We start from the raw sequence: 21425 nt of genomic DNA, 5'->3' as shown, positions 1-21425 counted from the left end.
CGCATGGGCAGACGTGCCGGCCGCGACGGCGTCCGGCTGGCGCGACTGCTCCCGTTCGCTGAGGCGTGTGCTCGGGCTGATCGCTCGTGACGCTGACCGAAGCGTGTGCTCGCTCGAGAGCGTCCCCTGCCGGTTCGTCCGACGCCCCGGGGGTTACCAATGGTCTTTTCGATTTCGCGCGCCACGATCGCCGCGTCCTTTCTCGTTTCGATACTGCCGTCCACGACCCATGCGCAGGTCGCGCAGGACCCGTCGGGCGATCCGACCGAAGACATCCTCGTCACCGGCCGCCACAAGGCCGACCTGACCGTCCCGAACACGACCGGAAGCCGGCTCAATCTCTCGCCGCTCGAAACGCCCGCGACGCTGTCGGTCATCGATGGGGACACGATCCGGGCACGCGGCGACATGACGGTGATCGACGCGACCAGCCGCGCGCCCGGCATCACCAGCGTCGGCAATCTCGGCAATGGCGGCACTGCGCTCGCCGCCCGCGGGTTCAGCGGCCAGGGCTCGGTGCTCCAGTTGATCGACGGCGTCCGCCTGTTTCCCGCGGCCGGCACGATCACCTTCCCGACCGATCCCTGGATGGTCGATCGCATCGACATACTCAGCGGCCCCGCCTCCGTGCTCTACGGCCAGGGTGCGCTCGGCGGCGCGGTCAACGTGCTGATGCGCCAGCCCAACACCACCCGCACGCGGATCGACGGCGAGATCGGCTATGGATCGCAGGACAGTGTCCATGTCGCAGCCGGCGCAGGCGGAACGATCGGCAACCGCCTGTCGTACCGCGTCGACGGCAGCTATCGGCGGTCCGACGGCTATGTCGATCGCGGCCAATCGCGCAGCCACGCGCTCTCCGTGACGCTGCGCTGGGCGCCGACCGATACGCTGGTCGTCACCGTGCGCGACGATTACGGAAGCCAGAATCCGATGCGCTATTTCGGCACGCCGCTGATCGACGGGCGGCTCGACGACGATAACCGCCAGCGTAACTACAACACGCGCGACGGCCATGTCCGCTACCGCGACAACCGCACCAGCCTGCAGGTCGACTGGAAGCCCACCGACGCGCTCACCTTCAGCAACCAGGCGTATCGCCTCACCGCGAAGCGATCCTGGCGCAATCTCGAAAGCTATTGCTGGATCGCCGCGGACGGCTTCTGCCCGAACGGCGCCAATGGCGACCCCGCTACGCCGGGCCATATCTATCGCACCGACATGACCGGAATCGTCCACGACCAGACGCAATGGGGCGATCAGGCCAGCATGACGCTGAAGACGCCGATCGCCGACCGCATTTCGAACGATGTCGTCCTGGGTTTCGACGTGAACCTGATCACGCTCACCTATTCGCACAATTTCGGCGCCGACCCGCAGATATCCCAAGTCGATCCGTACGACTTCGACCCCGGCCTGATCGTCGACACACAGGGGATCGCGCCACGCTATCGTACGCGGACCAACGAATATGCGGTCTTCGCGGAGGACCGGCTGAAGCTAGGCGATCACGTCTCGATCGTCGGCGGCATCCGTCACGAACGCGACCGGGTTCAGCGCTGGACGATCGACTCCACGGTCGCCGTCCCCACCGAAACGGTTGCGCTGAACAAGCGTCTGCACAACACGACGTGGCGCGTCGGCAGCGTCTATCAACCGATCCCCACCGTCTCGCTCTATGCGCAATACGCGACCGGAGTCGATCCACTCGGCACGCTGACGACCTATTCGACCGGGCAGGTAGAGTTCAGCAACGCCAAGGGCGATCAGGTCGAGATCGGCGCAAAGGCGGTGTTCCTCGACGGACGCGGCACCGCGACGATCGCCGCCTATCGCATCGTCAAAAAGGGGCTGCTGTCGCAACCGACTCCGACCAGCCCGATCGAACAGGTCGGCCAGCGATCCGCCAAGGGCATAGAGGCCGCCATCTCGCTGGACCTGCCAAGGGGCTTCGGGATCGGCGCGAACGGCAGCGTGCTGAACGCCACGTTCGACGATTTCGTCTCGGGCGGCCGGAGCTACACCGGCAACACGCCGCCCGACGTGCCGGAGACGATGGCGAACCTGTGGCTGCGCTGGACCGCGAAGCGCGCATTCCAGGCGCGTGCCGGGCTCCGCTATGTCGGGCGTCGCTATTCGGACAATGCGAACGACTTCCGCATACCCGGCTACGCGAGCGTCGACGCCACGCTGTCCTACGCCGTGACGCCGCGGGTCGGGGTCGATCTCCACGTCTATAATCTGCTCGACAAGGATTACGCGATCAACAGCTACGGCGCGCAGCAGTGGATTCTCGGACGGCCTCGCGCAGTGGACGTGTCGCTTCGTGCCGGATTCTAAGGCTCGTCGCCCATCGTCGTTCGGCAAGGTAGGCCGGCGCTGGCTGTATCTCGTGCATCGGTGGGTCGGAATCGCGAGTTGCCTGTTCTTTGCGATGTGGTTCCTGTCGGGGCTGGTGATGCTCTACGTCCCCTACCCTTCGCTCACGCCGGCCGAGACGCTGGCGCGCGCGGAGCCGATTGACTGGCGCGCGGTGAACGTACCGCCGCCGATCGATCGTCGGCCTGGTGACGTCGGTCAGCGGCATCTGGCTCGGCTGGAAGCGTCTGAGAGGACGCTGATACCAGGATCGCGGCGGGCCGGACCGTTTGCCCAAGTGACACCGCCGCGCACTCGGCGTAGTCCGTACGCATGACCGGGCTCCGGCGCCTTTTCCTCGATCACCGCACGCTGTCGGCGTGGCTGATCGCGTGCGCGCTGGCGATGAAGATCCTCGTCCCCGCCGGCTTCATGCCGGTCGTGTCGGCGGGCATGGTCTCGATCCAGATCTGCGGCGGCACGATGCCGGCGGAAATCCCAGCGACGCATATGGCCAACGCAATGCCGGGCATGACGCACCACCAAAACGACAAGACCGATCATCAGGGTCGCGAGATGCCCTGCGCGTTCTCGGGGCTGTCCGCACCGTTGCTTGCGGCGGTCGATCCGCTGCTGCTCGCGGTCGCGATCGCCTTCATCATCGCCGTCGCCTTTCGCCGGACGTCGACCATCCCGGTCGCCGCACCCGCCTATCTCAGGCCACCCCTGCGAGGTCCCCCGCGCGTCCCCGCGTGATCGGACGGTCTTCCAACCGAGCCTATCACGCCGCTTCGACCGTCCGCACGCTGGACGGAACAGCCTCCGCGCGCGATTTCGCCGCGCGGACCACGGCATCCATGCCGGCGCCGCCGTGCGTCGACAGGACGAACAGGGACTCGCATGTTCAGAACCATCCTCGCCGCCTCGGCGTCCATCGTCGCGCTCGCCTCTCCCGCCCACGCAACCGATACAGACGATCCGCAGACCGAGATCGTCGTCACCGGCCAGCGCGACCAGCTGAAGCTCGATCGCAAATCCGACACCGGGAGCCGCCTCGGCCTGTCGGTGCGCGAAACCCCCGCCACGGTCGAAACGCTGACCCAAGCCGACATGCAGGTGCAAGGCCTGCGCACCGCGCGCGAGGCGTTCAATTCGGTGGTCGGCGCGATCGCCGGCAACGTCCCCGGCAACCCCGCAGTCGTGACGTTGCGCGGCTTTTCGGGCGGCGCCGTGTCGATCCTCCAGGACGGCGTCCGCGTCTCCACCTCGACCGTCGTCCAGCGCGACACCAACACCTGGCATTTCGACCGGATCGAAGTCATCAAGGGCCCCGCCTCGGTCCTCTACGGCGAAGGCGCGCTGGCCGGCGTCATCAACAAGGTGACGCGCAAGCCGACCCTCGACGGCGATCACCTCGACGGCCTGCTCAGCGTCGGCAGCTTCGCCACGGTGACCGCAGCCAGCGGCGTCAACCTCAAGCTGTCCGACACCGTCGCGATCCGCGCCGACGCCAGCTACCTCCATTCCGACAGCCTCTACGACGTCGACGACAACGCAACGCGCTCCACGGGTCTCACCGCCAGCATCCTCCTCAAGCCCGCGCCCGACCTGTCCGTCCTGCTGGCTGTCGATCACTACGAGGATCGCTACGATAGCAGTTATCAGGGCCTCCCGTTCGTCTCCGCCGCCGTCGCACGCGACGCGAGCGACGCACTTCGTAGCCCCAACGACATGGTCCTCGACAAGGCGCTCCGCCGCCGCAACTACAACCCCGCCGGCGCCTATTCGGGCGCGCGCGACACGACGCTGCGCTCGCGGATCGACTATGCGATCGGCGGCGGCTGGTCGGTCGCCAACGACTTCACCTGGTATCGTGCCAAGCGCGATTTCGTGGTGAGCGGCGATCAGGTCTTCGCCGCACCCACCGCCGCATTCCCGAACGGCAGCTTCGCGCGCTCGGTCCAGCGGATCTACCACGATCACCGCTTCTGGAACGAGCGCCTCGTAGCCGCCAACGACGGCGATATCGCAGGCTTGCGCAACCGGTTCAGCCTCGGCGGCGAATATAACGACACCAATTTCACCAACCCACGACAGCAAAGCCCGATCGGCGGCAGCGCGGCCGCCCGGATAGCCAACGTCGACCCGTACGCGCCTGTCGTCGGCATCTTCCCGACCACCGACGCCCCCTATTCCACCACCAACGTCATCTACGATTCGAAGCTGAAGACCGCCTCCGTCTTCGCCGAGGATGCGCTGAACCTCACCCCCGGATGGTTGCTTGTCGGCGGCGCGCGCTACGATCACATCGATCTCACCCGCGTCATCACGAACCTGAACGCGAACGGCGCGGTCACGCGCGGCACGCCGACCTATGATCCGTTCTCGTGGCGGGTCGGCACCACCTACGATCTCACGCCCAGCATCACCGTCTACGGGCAATATACGACGGCGGTCACGCCGGTGTCGTCGATCCTGCTCCAGTCGATCGTCAACACCGGCTACAAGCTCACCAAGGGCCGCTCCTACGAAGTCGGCTTCAAGGCATCGGCCTTCGCCAAGCGGCTGACAATGACCGGCGCGGCCTACCGCATCGAGCAGACGAACATCCTCACCCGCGATCCGAACAATCCGCAGCAGGCAATCCAGGGCGGCGAGCAATCGTCGCAAGGCGTCGAGCTCAGCATCGGTGCGGCGGTCACCGACGCGCTCTCGCTGTCCGCCGGCGCCGCCTACACCGATGCCAATTACGATCAGCTCAGCGAACTCATATCGGGCGTCCGCATCGATCGCGCGGGCAATCGCCCGATCAACACCCCCTCGACCACCGTCAGCGGCTCCGCACTCTACAGGATCAAGGCGCTGCCGGTGACGCTCGGCGTCTTCGTCCGCCACGTCTCCGGTTTCTACACCGACACCGCCAACACCTATTTCGTCCGCGGCCACACCGTCGTCGAGGCCTCGGTCAGCTACCAGGTCGCGCCGCAAGCCTCCGTCTCGGTCCGCGGGCGTAACCTGACCAACGCCTTTTACGGCGAGTATTCGGGCTACCCGACGACCAACGTCTATATCGGCGCGCCCCGCAGCGTCGAAATCGCCCTGTCCACGCATTTCTGAGCAGGAGTTTCCCGATGGCTTCCGCCAGTTCCACCGATCCAACGGCCTACCGCGCGATCTGGCGGTGGCATTTCTACGCCGGCCTGATCGTCGCGCCGTTCCTGCTGATCCTCAGCATCACCGGCGCGATCTACCTTTTCAACGACGAGATCGACGACGCGCTGTATCCGGCGCAACGCTTCGTTGCGGTTCATGCCACGCACGTGCCGCCGTCACGGATGATCCGCGCCGCCTCGACCGCGTATCCGGGCGTCGCGACCCGGATCGACCTTCCCGGCGCCGCCAACCGCTCCGCCATCGTCTACGTGACGCCGGACCACGGCGAACCACGGCGCGTCGCGGTCGATCCCGGCACCGGTCGCGTGCTCGGATCGACGATCTACGCGCGCACGCTGGTCGGGTTTGCCGACGCGATGCACGGTTCGCTGACGCTAGGCACGATCGGAGACCGCATCGTCGAGCTGGCCGCGTGCTGGGCGCTGGTCCTGATCTTTACCGGCCTCTACCTCTGGTGGCCGCGCAACCGCCGCGGGTTTGCCGGCATCCTCTATCCCCGCCTGCGCGCCGGCGGACGCCTGTTCTGGCGAGACCTGCACGCGGTGATCGGGTTCTGGTCGGTCGCGTTCATCGCGTTCCTGCTGCTGACCGGCCTCCCCTGGGCCGGCATCCAGGGCGACCTGCTCAACCGAGGCACCGCAGCGATCGGGATCGGCTACCCGGCCTCGAACCGTACCCACAACGCGCCGGCCAGCGTGTCCATGAAGGCGGCGCTCGGCGAGGCACCCTGGACGATGGAACTCGCCCCAATGCCTAGCTCGGCGGCCTCGTCCGAACACGCCGGGCATGCCGGACACGAGATGGCGATGGCCGTCCGCGACAACGCTGCCGTGTCGGGGACAGACCGGATCGCCACCTCGGTCGCCCGCAACCACGGGATGACCGGCGCCTACCGCCTGTTCCTCCCGAGCGGCCCCACCGGCGTCTACACCGCCTACACCTACCCCGATCAACCGCAGGGCCAGCGCACGCTGTATTTCGATCGCTGGACCGGCGGCCTGATCCGCGAGGTCGGCTATCCCGATTATGGCTGGGCGGCAAAGGCGATCGAGCTCGGCGTCCAGCTCCACATAGGCAACTACTTTGGCCTCGCGAACCAACTCCTGATGTTGTCGATCTGCATCGCGATCGTCCTGCTCGTCGTCAGCGGCATCGTCATGTGGTGGAAACGCCGCCCGACAGGTCGCCTCGCCGCCCCCGCCCGAGTTCCTTCTGTTAGAATCAAGGGCGCTATCGCGATCCTGATCGTGGCGGGTCTCGCCTTCCCGATGCTCGGCACATCGGCCCTCGCGATCTTCGTGCTCGACCGATCCGTCATCTTCGCCCGTGCCCGGTTCAAGCGATCAGGATCGATACCGACATGATCCTGCGCGCACGTCGTATCGAGGCCTGATGCAATGCCGAAGCGAGTGATCGGCAGCTCACATGTGTCTCAAAGGACGCGAAAATGTTGCTGGTTACCAGTCCGGAACATGGTGAAATCCGCTTCAGCCTTCATGCAGGACAAGGCGAAGCGACCACTGGCTAGTCCAGGAAAGCGGCACACGGCTTGAGCGGCGCGCTCATCTCGTCTCTCTCGCAGGCATAGTTCGAACTCGTCGCATCATGGAAACGCGCTGTCGCGTGCAACTGGCCGTCACATTCCCGCGCCAAGGCTATGCTGAATCGATGTCCCCACCAGCATGATCGAAGTGCGCGACGACTCACCGATCCGCATGATATTCGATCGCCGAGTTATGGCCGAGAACGCCGAGACGCAGTATCAAACCCGTTAACTACGATCTTGTACTGAACCGACTGGGCGTAGATGGCTCTTATTGTAAAATAATAATGCATGGCGCTCATTATTATCTTGTGTCAAACTTCATATACATACATATGTTAAGAACGATTTAGAATAAGCCATACAGCGCGATCCTCGCGACCCCCACACTCTAGACTGAACCTGTTGAATACTCCTGACTGCAACGTCGTGACACGTACACTATTGGCGGCACTGACGTTTTGAAGGCTTCGTCCTTGCTTCGGGCGCTCTACCCCTCCTCGAACGGCTCCCGCTGCTGCGGATGGGAGATCCGTGCCTTCCATCCGCGGTGACTTTCGAGGTGTTCATGTACAAGTCGACCCTTTGGGCGGCCGCGCTTGCGGCTGTGAGCCCGGCTGCCTTGCTGATTTCTGCGCAATCGGCACAGGCGCAGGTGCCCGTGGGGGCCGGTGGACAGCTTCAGCAGATCCCGCCCGCACCGCTGAACGAGGCGCCCGCCCCCGACTTCGGCTTTGAGCGCAAGACGCCTGTCGTCGTTCCTGCGACGGGTGGTCCGAAGACGCTCGTCCGGTCGTTGCGCGTGACCGGTGCGACGCTGTTTCCCGAGGCCGACTTGATCGCGGCGTTGGAGTTCACGCCGAACAGCGAACTCGACCTCTCCGACCTGAAGATGCTCGCCGCGCGGATCACCGCTTATTACACCAGCCGCGGGTATTTCGTCGCGAACGCCTACCTACCCGAGCAGGACGTGCAGAGCGGCGCGGTCACGATCGCGGTGCTCGAAGGGCGCTTCGGCGCGGTCGGCGTGAAGAACGAGTCGCGGCTGTCGGATAGCGTCGCGAACGGTATTCTCGCCGGGCTCGAGGTTGGCGATCCGGTTGCTGTCGCACCGCTCGAACGCCGCCTGTTGATGCTGTCGGACCTTCCCGGCGTACGCGTGTCCTCGACCCTCAGCCCCGGCACCGCGGTCGGCACGTCGGATCTGCTCGTCGACATCACGCCCGGCCAGAGCATCACCGGCAGCGTCGAGGCCGACAATGCCGGCAACCGCTACACCGGCGCCTACCGCGTCGGCGGCGTGGTCAACTGGAACAACCCGACCGGTTCGGGCGACGTGCTGAGCCTGCGCGCGCTGACCTCCTTCTCCGGGCTCGCCTACGGCCGCGCGTCGTATCAGGCACCGATCGGCCAGGTCACGCTGGGCGTCGCGTTCGCGCATCTCAACTATTCGCTGGGCAAGGAATTCGACAGCCTCGACGGCAGCGGCAATGCCGACGTCGCCAGCGTCTATGCCAGCTATCCGCTGATCCGCTCGCGCGACAACAATCTGTACCTGACCATCGGCGGCGACGCGAAATGGTTCGAGGACCGGATCGGCATCGTCGACGTCACTAGTTATCGCCGCGCACAGGTGATCACCGCTGGTCTCAGCGGCGACGAGCACGACACGCTGCTCGGTGGCGGCTGGAGCGCGTATTCGCTGAGTTATTCGGTGGGCAATCTCGATATCCGCGGCGCGTACGAGCGCTCGGTCGACGCGCTGACCGCACGCACCGACGGGAGCTACGGGAAGGTGCAGTTCAGCTTCGCGCGGTTGCAGACGATCGCCGGCCCGCTGTCGCTGTTCGCCTCCGCCCGCGGGCAGATCGCGTTCAGCAACCTCGACATCTCCGAGAAGATGGAGCTGGGCGGCGCCTATGCGGTGCGCGCTTATCCCGAGGGCGAGGCGTATGGCGACCAGGGCTATGTCGCCACCGCCGAGGCGCGGCTGGCCTTGCCGCAGGTCGTGCTGGGTGCGCTCCAGCTGTTCGGGTTCGTCGACGTCGGCGAGGTCGATTACGTCAAGCACCCGTATTTCGACGGATCGAACCACGCAAAGCGCAGCGCGTACGGCGCCGGACTAAGCTGGGCCGGACCGTATGGGATCGCTGCGAAGGCGACCTATGCGCGCAAGCTCGGGAATGCCGATGCGACGTCTGCCCCCGACAAGTCGGGCCGCGCCTGGTTCCAGGTTTCGAAGACCTTCTGACCGCGCACGCACCCCCGAATTCGCGGCCGTCCGCCGCCACCAAGGATCCCGCACATGAACCCCATCCCTTCGTCGATCAGAAACACCCGTCGTCCCGCTCCTGTCGTCACCCGCACGCGGCGCGGCGGCTTGTTCGGCACCACCGGGCTTGCGCGGTTCGCGTGGCTGATTGGGTTCAGCCTGGCGGGCACGATCGCGGCGCGCCCGGTCGAGGCGCAGACCTTGCCGACTGGTGGCGAAGTCGTCGCGGGCCAAGCGAGCATCGCGACCGGTACCAAATCGCTGACCGTGACGCAGACCAGCGACCGTGCGGCGATCAACTGGCAGTCCTTCTCGATCGGCAAGGGCAAGAGCGTCGTCTTCGACCAGCCGACCAGCAGTTCGGTCGCGCTCAACCGTGTGCTTGGGTCCGACCCGTCGGTGATCCTCGGCAATCTGTCGGCGAACGGGAAGGTGTTCCTGGTCAACGCGAACGGCATCCTGTTCGGCCAGACCGCCAACGTAAACGTCGGTGGGCTGGTGGCCTCGACATTAAACATTTCCAACACTGATTTCCTCGCGGGCAAGAACAGTTTTGCGGGGACGAGCGGCGCGAGCGTCCAGAACGACGGCAAGATCACCGCGAAGAACGGCTATGTCGCGCTGCTCGGCGCGAACGTTGGCAATGGCGGCACGATCAAGGCGAACTTCGGCACGGTCGTGCTGGCGGGCGGCGAGGCTATCACGCTCGACGTTGCGGGTGACGGGCTTCTCAACGTCGCGGTCGACAAGGGTGCGGTCGGCGCGCTGGTCCGCAATGGCGGGCTGATCCGCGCGGACGGCGGCAAGGTCGTGATGACTGCGCAGGGGGCTGGCGACCTGCTCCACACCGCGGTCAACAACACCGGCATCGTCGAGGCGCGCACGCTGCAGAACCGTGGCGGCACGATCCTGCTGCTCGGCGACATGAAGACCGGGACCGTCAGCGTCAGCGGCGAACTCGACGCCAGCGCACCCGTCGGCGGCAATGGCGGCTTCATCGAGACGTCGGCCGCAACCGTCGGGATCGCCGACAGCGCCAAGGTCTCGACCTATGCGACCTCGGGCATGACCGGCCAGTGGCTGATCGATCCGCAGGACTTCGTGATCGGCGCAGGCGGCAACATCTCGGGCTCGACGCTGTCGGCGCAGCTCGTGACGACCAGCATCACGATCAGCACGATCCCCGCGGCGGGAGACACGACGACCGGCAATGGCGACATCTTCGTCAACGATGCGGTGGCGTGGACTGCCTCGGGCGTGCCGACGACGCTGACGATGAACGCGTTTCGCGACGTCAACATCAACGCGCCGATCAGTGCGACCAACGGTAATATCGTCGCCTGCTGCGGCCGCGACGTGAACGTCAACGCGCCGCTGACCACGACCAACGGCAGCATCCTGCTGAACGCCGGGCGCAATGTGCAGGTATTTCACGCGATCACGACGACCGATGGCAACATCGCGTTGTGCGCGGGCCATGACGTGATGATCGACGCCGCGGTCACGCTGACCCGCGGGACGACGATTCCGGCGCAGAGCCTGGGCCTGCCGGTCGGGCTGACGCTGATCGCGGGGTCGGACGGCACCGGGCCGGGCGTCAACGGCGGCACGATCGTGTTCTCCGCGCTGTCGCCGCCGACCACCGTCACCGCGGCACCGGTGTCGATCAACTACAACCCGGTCTCGTACACAACGCCGACCGACTTCTCGACCGAGTTCGTGCTGACCGAAGGCGCGGCGATCACCCAGCGCATGCTGCTGTTCCCGACCGCGCAGAAGGTGGCGGACGGCACGAACGCGGCGGTACTGAGCGGGTTCAACACCAACGGCACTTCGGGCACGCCGACCGGCGTATCGCTGGTCGCCGGTACCGATGCGTCCGCGACGTTCGACAGCGCCGGCGAAGGTACCGGCATCGGGGTGAGCTTCACCGGCTACACGCTGACCGGCGCGAATGCGGAGCGCTATGCGCTGGCGAGTTCGTGCTGCGTCGCAGGGTTTCGGACGACGGGGACGATCACGGCTGCGCCTGCACCTGCGCCAGCGCCTGCTCCGGCACCTGCGCCTGCCCCGGCACCAGCGCCTGCTCCGGCACCAGCGCCTGCCCCGGCACCAGCGCCTGCCCCGGCACCTGCGCCCGCCCCGGCACCAGCGCCCGCTCCGGCACCTGCGCCCGCTCCGGCACCAGCACCCGCTCCGGCACCTGCGCCCGCTCCGGCACCTGCGCCCGCACCTGCTCCCACGCCAACGCCAACGCCACCCATTACGACACCGCCAACGCCTCCAGTCGTGCCTCAGCTTCCCAACGCGACAAGGCCGATTCTCGAGGTCCCGCCCGTTCGCGTGCGCGTTCCAAACGCGCCACCGATCGCGATCGTCGAGGGCGGCGTGACGTCCCCCACTCCCGATCGCCCGGGGATCGTCAGGGTGGAAATGCCCGAAGGCAGCCCTCCACTCGGTACCATCATACCGCCCACCCCAACGCCACCCATTACGACACGGACACGGAACGTCACCGTGCCGCCTGCGCCACCATTCAAACCCCCGGTCCCGGTCTATCCTCGCAAGCAGGCGCGAAACTGATGAGGGCGCTACGCCAGCGAGGCCTCGTCTCGCTGGTCTTCGCGATTACGGTCAACATCTCCACTGCAAACGCCGCACCGGCAGGCGTTCCAACGTCGGTCGATCCGGTCGCGCCAGCCTTGCCGTCGTCGGTCGGCGCAGACATCGTGCAGTTCCACGGCAACGCGGTCTCGCGCGATGCACGCGATACGGCGACATGGGTTACGACGTCGCACGATAATCGCGGTTTGCCGTTCATCGTCATCTACAAGGTGAATGCCAGGGTCTTGGCGTTCGATAGCGGCGGATCGCTTCGGGGGACCGCCCCCGCGTTGCTCGGCATGGCGCGCGGCGATGCCAGCGTACCCGGTATCGGACACCGGAAGCTAGCGACGATCACGCCGGCCGAGCGTACTACGCCCGCGGGCCGGTTCCAGGCATCGCTCGGCAGCGATTTCGTCCAGGATATCTTGTGGGTCGATTACGATGCGGCGCTCTCGTTGCACCGCGTCATCGCCGGCCGCCCGCAGGATCGCCGTGCCGCGCGGCTTGCGTCGGCGTCGCCGGACGACAACCGGATTTCGTACGGCTGCATCAACGTGCCCGCCAAATTCTACGACGATATCGTGAAGCCGCTGTTCATAGGGACGGTCGGGATCGTCTACATTCTTCCTGAAACCAAGCCGTTACGCAGCGTCTTCGCGGTTCCGCGCTAAGGGAATCGCAGGCTGGCGGTCTGCGCCCGGTGCATTAACCCCAAGGCCGTTCACGATACCATTTGGTCAGGACATATTTCGTGCCCTGTTCCACGGGCATGCCCTGATGCAGCGATCCCGGATTTGGACGCCCGAGCTCATCCATGTTGTTCCAGATCACCAGATTGCCCGCTTTCGGTGCGATCATCACACCCGCGGTAGGGAAGTTCGTCCGCCCACCAGCTTCGGGTCCGTTCAGGAACGTCATCGCCGACCAGGTCCGCTGACCGCCGATCGGCACCTGATTGCGCCAGTAGAGCTGGCCGGTATCGAAGTAATCATGATGCGGTTTGAACTCCTGTCCAACAGCGTAGCGCTGGCCTTGCAGCGCCTCGCCGAACCGCGGTTCGAGCCCCGTCAGTTGATCGAGCTTGGTCTCGACCACCGTCACCGGACCGGGGCCCGCATACAGGTAACAGGTCTCGCTGGTGCGCGACAAAGGAACGGGTTTATCGGCCACCACGGGTGATGGCACGCGATTGTCATCGATGAGTGCTATCAGTGCATCGCACTCCTCGACCGACAGAAAATTCCGCACGATATACAACTCGACACTGTTCGCGGGAATGCGGACGGCATCGGGGTAGCAGGCGATACGTTCGCGGACTCCGATCGCAGCGTCGGAACGGGTCAGCGCTTCCATCTGTCCATCACGAAGATCGAGAGCGTTCAATCGCGCCGAAATCAGCGACGTATTCCCGGAAACATCCGTCGGCCAAGCGCCAGTATTGAGAAATTCCGACATCTTTTCACTGCCTTAGTCATCGCATGTCGACCAGAGCGATAGCCTATGTTCTTATCATGTATTTATATTTTTAGTAGATGCATCTTTCGCCGCTAACGTACGTTTATCTTCATACGACCAACATAGGTTAGGCCGGTTGAGCGAGTTTCTCGCAACCACCCCGCCCTGATGGATGCGCTAAGTCGCACCAGACCGAAGAGTTCGGGAACATCCCATACTCCGCTGCCGGCGAGAGTGAAGGGTGACGCGATTTAACGGACATCGGCGGAGACCTATCATGCAACCGACGTTTTCGGCAGGCGCGGAATCTATATTCCGCGCACTACGATCTGCAACGCCAACTACCACGGCGGACGCCCAGGCGCGAACGAAACGCCGTCCAGCCCCACGGTTCGTACCAGAGCCGGCGACGGACGATATTTACCCGGTAGCGCTCGGCCTGGTCGCGGCCCTGCTGTTCTCGTTGCTCCTCTGGGCCGGACTTCTGTTCCTGTACCTGAGATAGCGCAGCCCGACCTGTAACGAAGGTCGCCGCCGTCCATCGGCGCACAATTCCCCCAGATTACTCATTCGCGTCCCTGCCTTCGGCGGGGCCAGGATCGTCATGTTCAAAAATATTCTCGCGTGCGCTGCTGCGTCGTTGCTGGCGCTCGCCCCCCACCCTGCGGCTGCGCAACGTCTCATCCTGCCGGGTGCTCTGCTGCTGGCCGGCTACCGTGCGACCTGTGGTCCGGTCGATACGATGATCAAGCCGATCGACGATATCGCAGCGGCCTATCGGGGGCGGATCATTCTCCATCCCCGCGTCCTCGACCTACCGCGCGCGCAGCAGCTTTTCTGGTACACGCACGAATGCGCGCATCAGATATTCGGTCCGGGCGAGGCCGCTGCGGACTGCTGGGCCGTGCAACAGGGCAAGATCCAGGGTTGGCTGTCACGAAACGAACTGACGAAATTGAATACCTCGATGCGCGGCTTTCCGGGCGATGCGGCGCACGCAGATGGGGCCACGCGCATCGCCTATATGGAACGGTGTTTTTCACGCTGAGAGTGTCGCCGGTCGCGTTTCTTTGGAAAAGATCGGGTCAGCTGGCCGACACGCCATGCCGGCGCACCACGCGCTCCAATATCGCGAGCGGCATCGCGCCCTGAAGCAGTACGCCATGGAATTGTTTCAAACTGAAGCCCGGCTTTTTCTCCGCCTCGGCGCGTAGGCGAGTCCAGACGGTGTGGCCGATCTTGTAGCTGCAGGCCTGCCCCGGCCAGACGGTATAGCGGTCGATCTCGCCCTGGCTCCGACCGCGCGCAATGCCGGTGGTAGCGATCAGATAGTCGGTCGCCCTCTCACGGCTCCAGCGCTTGGCATGCATGCCGCTGTCGACCACGAGACGCGTCGCGCGAAAGAGCAGCGACTGGAGATACCCGACCTGTCCGAGCGGGTCGCCCTCATACATCCCCATCTCGTCGGCGAGCTGCTCGGCATACAGCGCCCACCCCTCCGAATAGCCGCTGAAGAACCCGCGGCGGCGGATCAACGGGATCTCGGTGCTTTCCAGCGCCAGGCTCACCTGAAGATGATGCCCCGGCACCGCCTCGTGATGCGTCAGCGTCGCCAGACCGAACTTCGGCCGATCGAAGGTGTCGCGCAGGTTTATATAGTAGATCGCAGGGCGCGATCCGTCGAGCGAGGCATTCTGGTAATATCCACCGGGGGCACCCGCCTGGATCGTCGGTGGCACGCGGCGCACCTCGACCGGCGCCTTGGGCAGGCTCGCGAACGCCTCCGGAAGCCGAGCCTGCATCGCGACGATCTGGCGGTTGAGGTGCGCCAGCAACGCATCGCGGCCTGCATCGGTATTGGGATAGAGCTGGTCGGGTCGCTGGTTGAGCGCTCCCAGCCGTTCGCCGACGCTGCCCTTGCTCATGCCCTGCGCTTTCAGGATCGTGTCGATCCGCGCGCCGATCTCGGCGACCTGCGCAAGCCCGAGACGGTGGATCTCGTCGCCATTCATTGCCACCGTCGTCGCTGCCTCCGCAGCGGCCGTGTAATAGGCGTCGCCGTCGGGCAAGCGCCAGCACCCGGCGTCGTGGACCGCTTTGCCGCGGAGTTCGGCGACGAGCGCGCGCTGACGTTCCAGGGCGGGAAACACGTCGCGCTGGACGATCGCATTAGCCTTCGCCACGCGGTCCATCGGCAGATTGGCGGCCTTCAGCTTGGCAGCGAAGCTCGCGACCATCACGGTCTGATCCGCTGGACGCTCCATGGCGCTGCCGAGCTGTTTCAGCGTCGTGTCGAGAATATAATCGGGCGCGAAAACGCCCCGACCTGCGTCGCTGCGTTGCCGCGCCGTGCTGTCGTCGATCGTCTTCGGAAAGGCCGAGAGCCGTTCCAGATAGGCGTCGGCCTCATCCACATTGCGGACGCGCGTCTGCGATTCGAGAAAATCGGGGACGTCGCGGTAAGGGCCGGTCAGCTGGCTGAGTACGTAAGGCGCGAACCGACCCAGACTATTGCCATAGGTGAAGCGTTCTGCGCCAGCCACGGCGCGGGTCAACTGGTAGCTCACGACTTCATAATCGAGCGCGGCTGCAGGCGATAGGCCGCTCGTGCCGAACGAGCGCAGTTCCGCCAGTTCGGCCTTGGCGCGTGCCAGATCTTCCGCTTGTCCGGCAGCCGAATGATCGTCCAGCTTCGATCTCAGTGCGGCGCGGGTGCCGCTGTCCAACCCAAGCCGGGTCGCCTGCTCGGGCGACGCGTCGAGCCGCGCGTAGAAGAACCGGTCGAGCATGGTGCGCAGCGCCGTATTGCGATCCGTGGTGGCCGCTTGGGCAGAGATCGGCAGCGCGCCGACGACGGACGCAGCCGTCGCGCTGGCGAGAAAATTGCGGCGATGCATATCCATTCCTTCAATCAGGTATTCGGCAATCTATCGGGTACGACAGCAGAAAGCACCCCGTCGCCGTACCCCGTCGCCGCACTCGCCGCCGCACCTCGCCGGGCACCGCGGAAACGCTATCGATTACGCGGTTCGGCGAGTTGCTCGCGGTGAAAGTCGCAGACGTCCGCGTACGGTGCGGCAAATCGGGAGAGATTATACCTGCCGTTGCCCGCGAGTGTTGTCGCTGACGCGGTTTCGCCCGGTGTTCTTTGCGGAATAAAGCGCTGCGTCGCCGGCATTCATAAACGCTTCGACGTCGTCGAACTCGACGGCGATGCTGCACGTCACGCCAATGCTGATCGTCACCGCCCCCTCGCCATTGCCGCTGTGCGGGATGTTCAGGTCCGAGACCGCGCGCCGTACGCGCTCCGCATACTGCCAGGCATCGCGGCCATCCGTATCGGGAAGTATGATCGCGAACTCCTCGCCGCCGATGCGGGCTACCTGATCGCTAGGGTGGCGGGCGGAGTCCTTCATCACGGTGGCGATCGCCTGGAGCACCTTATCACCGGCAACATGGCCATAGATATCGTTGAAGCCCTTGAAGTAATCGGCGTCGATTATCACCAGCGACAACGGTGCCCCCGTGCGACGCGCGCGGCGCCATTCGCGTGCAAGCGCGGTGTCGAACGAGCGGCGATTGAGCAGTCCGGTCAGACCATCAGTGGACGCCAATCGACTAAGCTCAGCTTCAGTTCTGGCGCGCCGCCGAAGCTCCCGACTGAAGAGAAAACTGAGCGCCATCACTGCAATGCACAACGCGGAGACGGCCACACCGTACAGCATGGCGCGTATCCACCACGACGCGAGGATCTCCTGCGTAGACGTCGCGACATCCAGTATCAACGGCAACCCGGCCAGGTGCAGAAAGGTAAAAAGACGCTCCTCCCCGTCGACGGCTGACGTCCCGACGAACTGACCGGCGCGGTCGCGCTGCATGCGGTCGAACGTCGCCGATCCGCGAATATTATGGGATGCCGCCGCAGGAAGCGGCGGGTTACGCACGATGATCGTGCCTTGCACCGTGAAAAGGTTTATCGCGCTTTTCGGACCGGATTTGACCGCTGACACGGCGGCGTAGAGCGACCGCACCGGGATCGTTGCCCCGACGATGCCGGCGAACTCGCCATCGCTGCCGTTGACGCGCCGGCTCAGGACGAGGCTCCTGCCATCCCCGGCAACGTGGCTATCCAAGGGTTCGCTCAGGAAGGCGCCGGTCAACCGCCTCGATTGGTGTACGGTGAAATAGCGTCGGTCGGCAAAGCTTTCCCCGAGATGCGCCGTCTCGCTCGATCCTGCAATCATCCGCCCGCGTGCATCCAACACGAACGTCCGCCCGCGATAGGGCGAGGCATTCCCTGCCCCGAACAGGACCGAGTTTCGCAGCGCCGCGGGATACGACCAGATCCCCGGGGTCGCGAGCCCATCGACCGTCGCCTTGAGACTGCGATCGACGAGTTTGATATTGCCGCCGATATCTTGCGCCAGCGCTGTCAGAACATTGGTTGAGGCTAGGTTCGCACGCTGCCAGGCATCCCGTCGTTCCTGCCGCAAGCCGATGGTGACGAGAGCGATCATCGAAAGCGTGATGAGTAACGACAGCGCAATAAGCAGGAACGAGAGGCGTTCTTGCTGCCTATATAACTTTAATACAGGCATTTTCTTCCTCATCGACGACGCGCGATCACGTCGTCGTCACCACCCCTGCTAGTTACGTAGTTAAACATCGGTTCCTACACACCCCAATATTTTTGGGACATGTCCCTCACGACGATCGGCGGCATCGATCCAGTTGGCAACCGGACCGACACCGCCATGATGTTACGTCGCTGTACCGATCGTCATGATCGGATCATTCCGCTTCAGCCATGCAGCGACCGACGGAACGTCTCGGGCAGGAACACGAGACCGACCAGCGCCGTCACCGCGCAGGCGAGGATCGGATACCAGAGCCCGTAGTAGATATCCCCCGTCGCCGCGACCATCGCGAACGCCGCGGTGGGCAGGAACCCGCCGAACCAGCCATTGCCGATATGATAGGGCAGCGACATCGACGTGTAGCGGATCCGGGTCGGGAACAGCTCGACCAGCAGCGCCGCGATCGGCCCGTATACCATCGTTACGTACAGCACGAGCAGGACGAGGATCGCGACGACCATCGGCTTGTTGATCTGCGCCGGGTCTGCCTTTTCGGGATAGCCGACTGCGGTGAGGGCAGTCTTCACCTCGGTACCGAACGCCTTGATCGCCGCCGCCTTTTCAGGGCCGGAGACCACCGCCGGGTTGACGACCGGGATGGTCGCGCCGCCGATGTTGATCTGCGCGACGGTGCCGGCGGGTGCGATCACGTTGGTGTACGAGATGCCAGCCTTTGCGAGATACGACTTGGCGATGTCGCACGAGCTGCTGTCGAACTTGTTCTTGCCGACCGGGTCGAACTGGACCGAGCATTCGTCGGGGTTGGCGACGACGGTGACCGGCGAATTCGCCTGTGCCGCGTAAAGCGCGGGGTTGGCGGCCTTCGACAGTGCGTGGAACAGCGGCATGTAGGTCAGTGCGGCGAGCGCGCAGCCGGTCAGGATGATGTATTTCCGCCCGATCTTGTCCGACAGCCAGCCGAAGAAGATGAACGCAGGCGTGGCGATCAACAGCGCGATCGCGATCAGGATGTTGGTGGTCGGCCCATCGACGCGAAGGTTCTTCTCCAGGAAGAACAGCGCGTAGAACTGGCTGGTGTAGAACACGACGCCTTGGCCTACGACCGCGCCGAACAGCGCGATCAGCACGACCTTGAGGTTGCTCCACTGGCCGAACGCTTCGGTCAGCGGCGCCTTCGAGGTCTTGCCCTCGTCCTTCATCTTCTGGAAAACGGGGCTCTCTTCGAGCTGCATGCGGATCCACAAGGACACCGCGAGCAACGCGATCGAAACGATGAACGGGATACGCCAGCCCCATGCCGCGAACGCCTCTTCGCCGACCAGCGTCCGCACGCCGATCACGATCAGCAGCGCCGCGAACAGGCCGAGCGAGGCGGTGGTCTGGATGAAGCTGGTGAACAGCCCGCGCTTCTTGTCCGGCGCATGCTCGGCGACATAGGTCGCGGCACCGCCATATTCGCCGCCGAGCGCGAGGCCCTGCAACAGGCGCAGCACGACGAGTGCGATCGGCGCGGCGACGCCGACCGAGGCGTAGCTGGGGAGCAGGCCCACCAGGAACGTCGACAGGCCCATGATCGCCATCGTGACGAGGAATGTATTCTTGCGCCCGACGACATCGCCGATCCGCCCGAACACCAATGCGCCGAACGGTCGCACCGCGAACCCGGCTGCGAACGCCGCGAGCGCGAAGATGAAGCCGGTCGTCTCGTTGACACCCGAGAAGAACTGCGCAGTGATGATCGTTGCGAGCAGGCCGTAGAGGTAGAAATCATACCATTCGAACACCGCGCCGAGGGACGACGCGATGATGATCAGCGGCTGGCTTTGCTTCACGTGCCCGAGGGACGAAGCATCCCCTGTTGTCGTGGCCATAGCGGTATCCTCTCAGATGGATCGATTATGTTTTAGAAGGAATAGCGGGCGGCGAGTTCGCCGCGGTCGAGCTTGCCCGTCTGGCCGTCGACCAGCGTACGTTCGGCGTGACGGAATTCGACGCCGAGATCGATGTTCTTGATCGGCGAGAAGAACAGGTTGGCGGACGTGCTCCATGCGGACGCGCTCGCGCCGATCGGCTCGCCGCCGGTCGGATAGTCGATCGACTGCACGCTGCCGATAAAGGTCGAGCGCAGCTTGTCGGTCCAACCCAGCTTGAGCGCCGCAAAGCCGGCGGTCAGGCTCGGCGTCTGCAGCTCCGCTCCCGGCACCGGCGAGAAGACCGCGTCGGGGGCGAGGTTCAGGCCGACATAGCGACCGATGCCGTCGCCGTGCGTGACCATGAAGCGGATGTCGGAACGGCCGGACACGTCGAGCGGCACCTTGCCGGCGAACGACACGCCCCAGCCCGTCGCACTCTCGTTCAACGTACCGGTGTCGATCGTGAGTTTGCGCGCCAGACCCGCCAGCGAGAATTCGCCGAACCCGGTCTTGTAGTTCAACCGCGCGGCAACGTCGGGAAGGCGATCGTCGGCGTTCTCGACGACCGCCGCAGAGGCCAGGCCGGTCGACGCGGTCTCCGGGTTCTCCGCCGCGATCGACAGCGACAACGTGTCGCTCAGCTTGCGTGTATACCGGATCTGCGCCTGCCGGACGAAGACGCTGCCCTCCGACGGCCCGATGAAGTCGGTCGTCTCGGGCAGCGCACCGATATACTGGAAGGTCGTCCATTCCTGCCCGAACAGCCAGTTGTCGTAGGTGAAGAACGCGCGACGCAGGCCGGGGTTATAGCCACTGACGACACGCTGGTTGCCCTGCGTTCCCGGCACGACCTGGAAATCGAGTTCGAGCAAACCCTTCAGGCTATGCCCGGCGATCGGCGTGTCCGTTGCCAGCACGATCCGGGTCTGCTTGGCGTGCGATTCGAAATTGTTGCCCTCGTTGCGCCCGCCGACCGGGATCATACTTGGGAAATAGAAATCGCGGCCGACCGATTCCGGCGGGATGTTGCCACCGCTATAGCGACTGACCGATGCCCAGGTCTTGAAGAAGCCGTTGATCTTCACCGTCGTTCCGGCGACCTTGAAGCCATCGGTCGGTGCGGCTGCGGGCGCCGTCGTCTTGGCCTCCGCGAGTGAAGTCGGCGCCGTCGGACCATTCGGACCGGTCGGATGGGGTGCTGTCGGCGACGACGCGACCGCAGTCGGCACCGACGCGGACGTTGCCGGAGCGGGCGAAGCGGATGGCGCAACGGAGGCCGTGGCCCGTGCCGCGGTCAACTCGCCGCGCAGATCCTGCACGGCCGCCTCGAGCGCCTTGAGCCGTGTCTCCAGCTCGATCTCGCGCGCCGTCTGCGCCTGCGCCATGCCCGGTACCAGCGCAGTGCCCGCGAGCAGCGCCGTCAGGGCCAGCCGTGTCTTGAATGCCATCCTAGTCATCCCCGTCTCCGCACCTTTCCACTGGTCTTACGCGTGGAATAAGCGTCG

General features: G+C 64.8%; 14 protein-coding genes. 9 read left to right on the top strand and 5 right to left on the bottom strand.

Features of this window, described 5'->3' with window-relative positions:
* Window positions 1-159: 159 nt before the first annotated feature.
* The 8 genes from AC1MLZ_RS01675 to AC1MLZ_RS01640 all read left to right on the top strand — a co-directional run bounded on the left by AC1MLZ_RS01675 (window position 160) and on the right by AC1MLZ_RS01640 (window position 12625).
* Window positions 160-2340, top strand: a complete 2181-nt coding sequence (locus tag AC1MLZ_RS01675) for a TonB-dependent receptor (RefSeq protein ID WP_480960153.1) — start codon at window positions 160-162, stop codon at window positions 2338-2340.
* A complete protein-coding gene (locus AC1MLZ_RS01670) occupies window positions 2327-2695 on the top strand; it encodes a hypothetical protein (RefSeq protein WP_480960152.1) in 369 nt (122 codons plus the stop codon). The genes AC1MLZ_RS01675 and AC1MLZ_RS01670 overlap by 14 nt, the downstream gene beginning before the upstream one ends.
* Window positions 2692-3114, top strand: coding sequence for a DUF2946 family protein (locus tag AC1MLZ_RS01665; protein WP_480960151.1), 423 nt, complete (start codon window positions 2692-2694; stop codon window positions 3112-3114). The genes AC1MLZ_RS01670 and AC1MLZ_RS01665 overlap by 4 nt, the downstream gene beginning before the upstream one ends.
* 144 nt (window positions 3115-3258) lie before the next feature.
* Window positions 3259-5475: a TonB-dependent receptor gene (locus AC1MLZ_RS01660; protein ID WP_480960150.1), complete on the top strand. Its 2217-nt coding sequence runs from the start codon at window positions 3259-3261 to the stop codon at window positions 5473-5475.
* 14 nt (window positions 5476-5489) lie between these two features.
* On the top strand, window positions 5490-6896 hold the full coding sequence (locus tag AC1MLZ_RS01655; RefSeq protein ID WP_480960149.1) for a PepSY-associated TM helix domain-containing protein: 1407 nt from the start codon (window positions 5490-5492) through the stop codon (window positions 6894-6896).
* Window positions 6897-7643: 747 nt separating this feature from the next.
* Window positions 7644-9326: a ShlB/FhaC/HecB family hemolysin secretion/activation protein gene (locus tag AC1MLZ_RS01650; RefSeq protein ID WP_480960148.1), complete on the top strand. Its 1683-nt coding sequence runs from the start codon at window positions 7644-7646 to the stop codon at window positions 9324-9326.
* Window positions 9327-9380: 54 nt separating this feature from the next.
* Window positions 9381-11930 (top strand): two-partner secretion domain-containing protein, encoded by a 2550-nt coding sequence (locus AC1MLZ_RS01645; protein ID WP_480960147.1) that lies wholly within the window; start codon window positions 9381-9383, stop codon window positions 11928-11930.
* Entirely contained in the window at window positions 11930-12625 is a 696-nt protein-coding gene (locus AC1MLZ_RS01640; protein ID WP_480960146.1) for a L,D-transpeptidase, read from the top strand. The genes AC1MLZ_RS01645 and AC1MLZ_RS01640 overlap by 1 nt, the downstream gene beginning before the upstream one ends.
* A 34-nt stretch (window positions 12626-12659) precedes the next feature.
* Here the strand turns inward: AC1MLZ_RS01640 and AC1MLZ_RS01635 are convergent, their stop codons facing one another.
* A complete protein-coding gene (locus AC1MLZ_RS01635) occupies window positions 12660-13307 on the bottom strand; it encodes a prolyl hydroxylase family protein (RefSeq protein WP_480960145.1) in 648 nt (215 codons plus the stop codon).
* Window positions 13308-14013: 706 nt separating this feature from the next.
* Between AC1MLZ_RS01635 and AC1MLZ_RS01630 the strand changes: the two genes are divergently transcribed.
* On the top strand, window positions 14014-14457 hold the full coding sequence (locus AC1MLZ_RS01630) for a hypothetical protein (RefSeq protein WP_480960144.1): 444 nt from the start codon (window positions 14014-14016) through the stop codon (window positions 14455-14457).
* A gap of 37 nt (window positions 14458-14494) precedes the next feature.
* On the opposite strand, the gene AC1MLZ_RS01625 is transcribed toward AC1MLZ_RS01630, so the two are convergent.
* The 4 genes from AC1MLZ_RS01625 to AC1MLZ_RS01610 form a co-directional block, all read right to left on the bottom strand.
* Window positions 14495-16306 carry a DUF885 domain-containing protein gene (locus AC1MLZ_RS01625; RefSeq protein WP_480961439.1) on the bottom strand — a complete coding sequence of 604 codons (1812 nt, stop codon included), beginning with the start codon at window positions 16304-16306 and terminating at the stop codon, window positions 14495-14497.
* Between the two features lie 195 nt (window positions 16307-16501).
* Window positions 16502-18019, bottom strand: coding sequence for a sensor domain-containing diguanylate cyclase (locus AC1MLZ_RS01620; protein ID WP_480960143.1), 1518 nt, complete (start codon window positions 18017-18019; stop codon window positions 16502-16504).
* A gap of 191 nt (window positions 18020-18210) precedes the next feature.
* A complete protein-coding gene (locus AC1MLZ_RS01615; protein WP_480960142.1) occupies window positions 18211-19878 on the bottom strand; it encodes an MFS transporter in 1668 nt (555 codons plus the stop codon).
* 32 nt (window positions 19879-19910) lie between these two features.
* Window positions 19911-21368: a DcaP family trimeric outer membrane transporter gene (locus tag AC1MLZ_RS01610; RefSeq protein WP_480960141.1), complete on the bottom strand. Its 1458-nt coding sequence runs from the start codon at window positions 21366-21368 to the stop codon at window positions 19911-19913.
* Between the last annotated feature and the right edge of the window lie 57 nt (window positions 21369-21425).

The organism is Sphingomonas sp. PEI4, assembly GCF_056679955.1.
The sequence above is the reverse complement of the archived record's forward strand: the minus strand, read 5'-3'. Positions and strand labels throughout refer to the sequence as shown.